This window comes from Dietzia cercidiphylli, from assembly GCF_014145145.1.
In the GTDB taxonomy this organism is placed as follows: domain Bacteria; phylum Actinomycetota; class Actinomycetes; order Mycobacteriales; family Mycobacteriaceae; genus Dietzia; species Dietzia natronolimnaea.
The window spans coordinates 1-5,652 of record NZ_JAALEA010000484.1 but is presented as its reverse complement, the minus strand read 5'-3'; the positions used below and the strand labels follow the sequence as shown (position 1 = coordinate 5,652).

The following is a 5,652-nucleotide window of genomic DNA, read 5'->3' as shown; positions in this document are numbered from 1 at the left end:
CCGCGGGGCGGGTCCGGGCGTCGGGGACCCGGGCCGACGAGGTCGCGGCGGGGCTGCCGGTGGTGCGTCCCGGCTGAGCGTTCGGCGACCCGGGCGGGTCAGGACGAGCTGCGGATGAGAAGGGGCCCCACCCGCGGGACGGGGACACGGGACTGGGGTCACGGGGGTCGGGGAACGTACACTCGAACAGCACCGCCGGGGTCCGTCCGGGCGGACCGCCCCGAAACATGAGGGAGCACCACCAGGTGGAGAGCACGTCGTCACGTCCGGCCCCGTCCGGATCACTCCGCCGCACCAGTGGCCGCGCCGCCGTCGGTCTGGGTCTGCCCGACCCGTCCGTTCCCGGCCCGACCGGCCTGCCGATCGACACCGAGCGCATCGGTCCGGTCGAGGAGTGCGGTGTCTTCGGTGTCTGGGCTCCGGGCGAGGACGTCGCCAAGCTCACCTACTACGGCCTGTACGCGCTGCAGCACCGTGGCCAGGAGGCCGCCGGTATCGCCGTCGCGGACGGCGAGCAGGTCCTCGTCTACAAGGACCTCGGCCTGGTGAGCCAGGTCTTCGACGAGAAGACCCTCGAGTCGATGAGCGGACACGTGGCCATCGGCCACTGCCGGTACTCCACGACCGGCGCCGCGTCCTGGGACAACGCACAGCCCATGTTCAGGCCCACCACCGGCGGAGGGTCCGTGGTGCTGGGGCACAACGGAAACCTGGTCAACACGCAGGAACTCAAGCGCTACGCCACCACGATCGGCATCCGGGGTTACACCGAGAACAGCACCCACTCGGACTCGGACATCGTCTCCACCCTGCTCGCGCACGAGGCGGGCGACGGGGGCCTCGAGGAGGCGGCGGTCCGGTTGTTGCCGCGACTGCGCGGTGCCTACTGTCTGACCTTCTCCGACGAGAACACGCTGTACGCGGCCCGGGATCCGCACGGGGTGCGCCCGCTCGCGCTCGGTCGGCTCGAGAGGGGCTGGGTGGTCTCGTCCGAGACCTCGGCCCTCGACATCGTCGGGGCGTCGTTCGTCCGCGACATCGAGCCCGGCGAGCTGATCGCCATCGACGCCGACGGCGTCCGCTCGCGCAAGCTCTCCGAGCCCACCCCCAAGGCCTGCGTCTTCGAGTACGTGTACCTGGCGCGTCCCGACTCGGTGATCAACCAGCGGCTGGTCAACTCCGCCCGCGTGGAGATCGGTCGCAAACTGGCGGTCGAGCACCCCGTCGAGGGGGACCTGGTGATCCCGGTGCCGGAATCGGGGACACCGGCCGCCGTGGGCTACGCCCAGGGCTCCGGGATCCCCTTCGCCCAGGGGCTGACCAAGAACGCCTACGTCGGCCGTACGTTCATCCAGCCCAGCCAGACGATCCGGCAGCTCGGCATCAGGCTCAAGCTCAACCCGCTGCGCGAGGTCATCCAGGGGAAGAAGCTGGTGGTGGTGGACGACTCGATCGTCCGCGGCAACACCCAACGGGCCCTGATCCGGATGCTGCGGGAGGCGGGCGCCCTCGAGGTGCACGTCCGCATCGCCTCCCCGCCGGTGCGCTGGCCGTGCTTCTACGGCATCGACTTCGCGAGCCCCGCCGAACTGATCGCCAACGGGGTCGACGCCACCGACGGGATGCTCGAGGGCGTCCGCAGGGCGATCGGGGCGGACACCCTCGGGTACATCTCGGTGGACGGGATGATCTCGGCCACCGGGCAGCCGCGGGACGAGTTGTGCGCCGCGTGCTTCGACGGCCACTACCCCATCCCGCTCCCGGACGACTCGCCGATGAGCGCGGCCGTCCTGGCACTGGCCGCCCAGGTCGACGGTGAGACACCCGACCGGCACCTGGTCCTGCACGACAACGCGGACGCCGTCCGCCGACCCTGACCGGGCGCCCGACCACGGGCGCCGATGAGGAGAACCGAAGATGACCGAGAACCCCCACCCCGCGAGCGGCGCCTCGTACGCCGCCGCCGGAGTCGACATCGACGCCGGCGAACGCGCCGTCGAGCTCTTCGCGCCGCACGCCAAGCGCGCGACCCGGCCGGAGGTGATGGGTGGCCTCGGGGGCTTCGCCGGGCTGTTCTCGCTGAGGAACTCCTACCGTCAACCGCTCCTGGCCTCGTCGACGGACGGCGTCGGGACCAAGATCGCGGTGGCGCAGGCCATGGACGTCCACAACACGGTGGGCATCGACCTCGTGGCCATGGTGGTGGACGACCTGGTGGTGTGCGGGGCCGAGCCGCTGTTCCTCCAGGACTACATCGCGATCGGCAAGGTCGTGCCGGAGCACGTGGCCGACATCGTCGAGGGGATCGCCGAGGGCTGCGTCCGGGCCGGCTGCGCACTGCTGGGCGGCGAGACCGCCGAGCACCCGGGACTGATGGCCCCCGGCGAGTACGACATCTCGGGCACCGGGGTCGGGATCGTCGAGGCCGACGAGGTCCTCAAGGCGGAGAACGTCCGCCCCGGCGACGTGATCGTGGGGATGGCGTCCTCGGGCCTGCATTCCAACGGGTACTCGCTGGCCCGGCACGTGCTCCTGGAGCTCGCCCGCCTCCCGCTGGAGGGGCACGTGGAGGAGTTCGGTCGGACCCTGGGCGAGGAACTCCTCGAGCCCACCCGCATCTACGCCCTGGATTGTCTGAGCCTCATCGCCGAGACCGACGTCCGGGTGTTCAGCCACGTCACCGGCGGAGGGCTGGCGGAGAATCTCGCGCGGGTCATGCCGCGCGGACTGGTCGCGCGTCTCGACCGTGGCCGGTGGCCCGTGCCCGCCGTGTTCGGCACGATCGCCCACCACGGCCGTGTCGAGCAGGCCGAGATGGAGCGGACGTTCAACATGGGCGTCGGGATGATCGCCGTCCTCCCGGCCGAGGACGTGGACCGCGCGCAGGCGGTGCTCACGGCCCGGCACGTGGACAACTGGGTGATCGGTCACGTGGACAAGGCAGGGGAGGTCGCCGCGGACGGACCGCGCGTCGTCCTCGAGGGATCACACGCCCGCTTCTAGCCGGGCGGCGCACCCCGCCACACGGACGTGGGCCGGGCATCCTCGCTGGATGCCCGGCCCACGTCCGTGTGGCGTTCGGGGAGTGCGGTCAGAACCTGCTGTCGCCGTCGGACCACGACCCGTAGGGGTCGTCGTCCTCCTCAGTACCGGGCCGTTCGGAGCTGAGTCGTGTGGTGGGTGCGCCACCACCGGCCAACTCCGCCTGGAGACGTTCTAGGTCCGTCTGCGGAGTGTTGTACTTGAGTTCGCGAGCGACCTTGGTCTGCTTCGCCTTCGCGCGGCCTCGGCCCATTGACCTGACCCCCTCGGAAACGGTGCTGGGCCACCTCGGGGGTGCCCATCAATGTGAGTATCTGCCTGTCCACAGGATAGCGTGCCCGGCGCGGAATGTCCGCCCGGGTGTCGTGGGGGCCACGTCCGGCTCCTACGCCTGACCGCGCAGCCTGCGGATCGCCTCACGTCCGGCCTGCGGGCCCGAGTCGTGCGGGACGGAGTCGGGATCGATGGCGGCGGAGACACCCTCCACCTCGAGAACGGTGTCCGGGGCCACCGACCTCTTGATCAGGGCGAGCGCCACGGGGCCGTATTCGTGGTGTTGGACGACGGTCCCGACGCGCCCGACGGTGCGGCCACCGGCGAGGACCTCGGCGCCGGGGGAGAGCGACTGGTCGCCGCCGGAGCCGTCCAGGTGCAGCCGTACGAGGACCCGGGGGGACTTGCCGAGGTTGTGGACGCGGGAGACCGTCTCCTGGCCCCGGTAGCACCCCTTGTCCAGGTGGACCGCGCCGCGCTGTGCCACCTCGCCGATCCACGTGGGGACCTCGTGGGGGATGGTCTTCTCGTCGGTGTCCACGCCGAGCCGGGCCCGGAGTGGGTCCGTCTCCACCGCGCGGAGGGCCTCGAACGCCCACGAGCCGGCCGGACGGGCGCCGGCCCGGACCGCTGCGTCGAACCAGGCGGGCAGTCCGGCCCGGGGGACGAGGAGATCGACCGAGCCCGCCAACGGCCACGGCATCCGTCGCGCGATCCCGCCCCCCGGCAGCGGGACGCTCGCGTAGTCGCCGACGGGGAGCTCCACCGTGGTCCCGTCCGGAGCGGTGAGGGCACCGGGGAGCCCGGTGCCGGCGAGGGTGACGACGACGAGGTCGGCGGCCTCCGGAGTCGCGTCGGCCCAGAAGACCATCCGGGACAGGAACGTGAGCAGCGCCGCGCCCCGGCCGGGTTCGGTGTCCATGACGAGGGTCCCGTCGACGTCGGAGAGCACCATGTGGTGCTCCACCCGGCCGTTGGCGTCCAGGATCAGCGTCTCGCCACCACGGCGGTCCGCGAGTTCGGACACGTGCTGGGAGACGAAGCCCTCGAGCCAGGTCAGCCGCTCGCCGCCGCCGATGGTCAGCACGTCGCGGTGGGAGCGGTCGACGACCACCACGGAGGTGGTGGCCGCGCGCTGCTCACCGAAGGGGTCGCCATAGTGGAACGGGACCCCGGCGTCCGGGCCCGGTCCCGTGGTGTCCACGGCACCGGGACGGGTCAGGATCGGGCTCTGGTAGCCATCGTCGGTCCGGTCTGGCACAGCTGGGACGGTCACGATCGCGATCCTACGTGCGTCGTCGTAGTGTTGCCGCCATGGGCACTGCGGCAGGAGAAGGAGCGGACCGGGCGACGGACCGGGGGGCGGACGCGCGGGTGGTCGTCCTGGTCGCCGGCGGGCCGGACGGCCCACACCCCCGGGTGCACCCCGCCGGCGAGCCGTTGCTGCTCGCCGACGACCTCGCCGCCGTCCGGGGGGACGGGTGTTTCGAGACCCTGCTCGTCGTGGGTGGTCGACCGGCCAAACCGGAGCGACATCTCGCCCGGTTGGCCAGGTCGGCAGCTGCTCTCGGTCTCACCGGACCCACGGCCGGGGAGTGGGGGGCGGGGATCGCGTTGGCCGCGCGGGAATGGGGCCCGGGTTCCGAGGGGATGCTGCGCCTGGTGCTGTCCCGTGGCCCCGAGCGCGGGGGGCCGGAGACGGCCTACATCACCGTCGCCCCGGTCGGTCCGCACGCCGTGCGGGCGCGTGCGGAGGGCATCGCCGTGACCGTGCTGGGCAGGGGGTTCCCGGCGGACTTCGCCGCGTCGGCGCCCTGGATGCTGCTGGGCGCCAAGACCCTGTCCTACGCGTCCAACATGGCCGCCCTACGCCACGCGGCCGCCGACGGGTACGACGACGTGGTGTATCTGTCCTCCGAGGGAGAGGTACTCGAGGGCCCCCGGTCGACGATCCTCATCGCCCGATCGGGTGAACTCGTCAGTCCGCCGGCGGAGGTCGGGATCCTCGAGGGCACCACGCTCGGGGCGCTCGCCGAGGTCGCGGAGCGGGAGGGTGTACCGGTCCGCCGCGAACGGCTCCTGCTGTCGGATCTGCTCACGGCCGACGCCGTGTGGTTGCTCTCCTCGGTCACCCTCGCCGCCCGGGTCCGCCGGATCGACGACGTGACGCTGGACGGGGCGTATCCCGGGATCGACGTCGCCGGGATGGTCGACCGGGCGGTCGGGCGGGCCTGACGTCCCGTGCGGGACATCGGCCGACACCCGTCGCCGGTCCGAAGGCCGACGCGGACCACGGGTCGGTAGGCCGACGCCGGGCGCGGTCAGCCGGCGACGGGC

General features: G+C 72.3%; 5 protein-coding genes. 3 read left to right on the top strand and 2 right to left on the bottom strand.

The genetic code is table 11. The features are described from left to right. The first annotated feature begins 227 nt into the window (after positions 1 to 227). Positions 228 to 1,877: an amidophosphoribosyltransferase gene (gene purF, locus G6028_RS16010; protein WP_182659464.1), complete on the top strand. Its 1,650-nt coding sequence runs from the start codon at positions 228 to 230 to the stop codon at positions 1,875 to 1,877. Between the two features lie 40 nt (positions 1,878 to 1,917). Continuing rightward, positions 1,918 to 3,003 carry a phosphoribosylformylglycinamidine cyclo-ligase gene (purM, locus tag G6028_RS16005; protein WP_182659463.1) on the top strand — a complete coding sequence of 362 codons (1,086 nt, stop codon included), beginning with the start codon at positions 1,918 to 1,920 and terminating at the stop codon, positions 3,001 to 3,003. Between the two features lie 88 nt (positions 3,004 to 3,091). On the opposite strand, the gene G6028_RS16000 is transcribed toward purM, so the two are convergent. Both G6028_RS16000 and ygfZ read right to left on the bottom strand, forming a co-directional pair. Beyond that, entirely contained in the window at positions 3,092 to 3,295 is a 204-nt protein-coding gene (locus G6028_RS16000; protein ID WP_182659462.1) for a DUF3073 domain-containing protein, read from the bottom strand. 132 nt (positions 3,296 to 3,427) lie between these two features. After that, positions 3,428 to 4,591 carry a CAF17-like 4Fe-4S cluster assembly/insertion protein YgfZ gene (gene ygfZ / locus G6028_RS15995; RefSeq protein ID WP_182659461.1) on the bottom strand — a complete coding sequence of 388 codons (1,164 nt, stop codon included), beginning with the start codon at positions 4,589 to 4,591 and terminating at the stop codon, positions 3,428 to 3,430. Positions 4,592 to 4,629: 38 nt separating this feature from the next. Between ygfZ and G6028_RS15990 the strand changes: the two genes are divergently transcribed. Next, positions 4,630 to 5,550, top strand: coding sequence for an aminodeoxychorismate lyase (locus G6028_RS15990; RefSeq protein ID WP_241730827.1), 921 nt, complete (start codon positions 4,630 to 4,632; stop codon positions 5,548 to 5,550). Positions 5,551 to 5,652 lie beyond the last annotated feature (102 nt).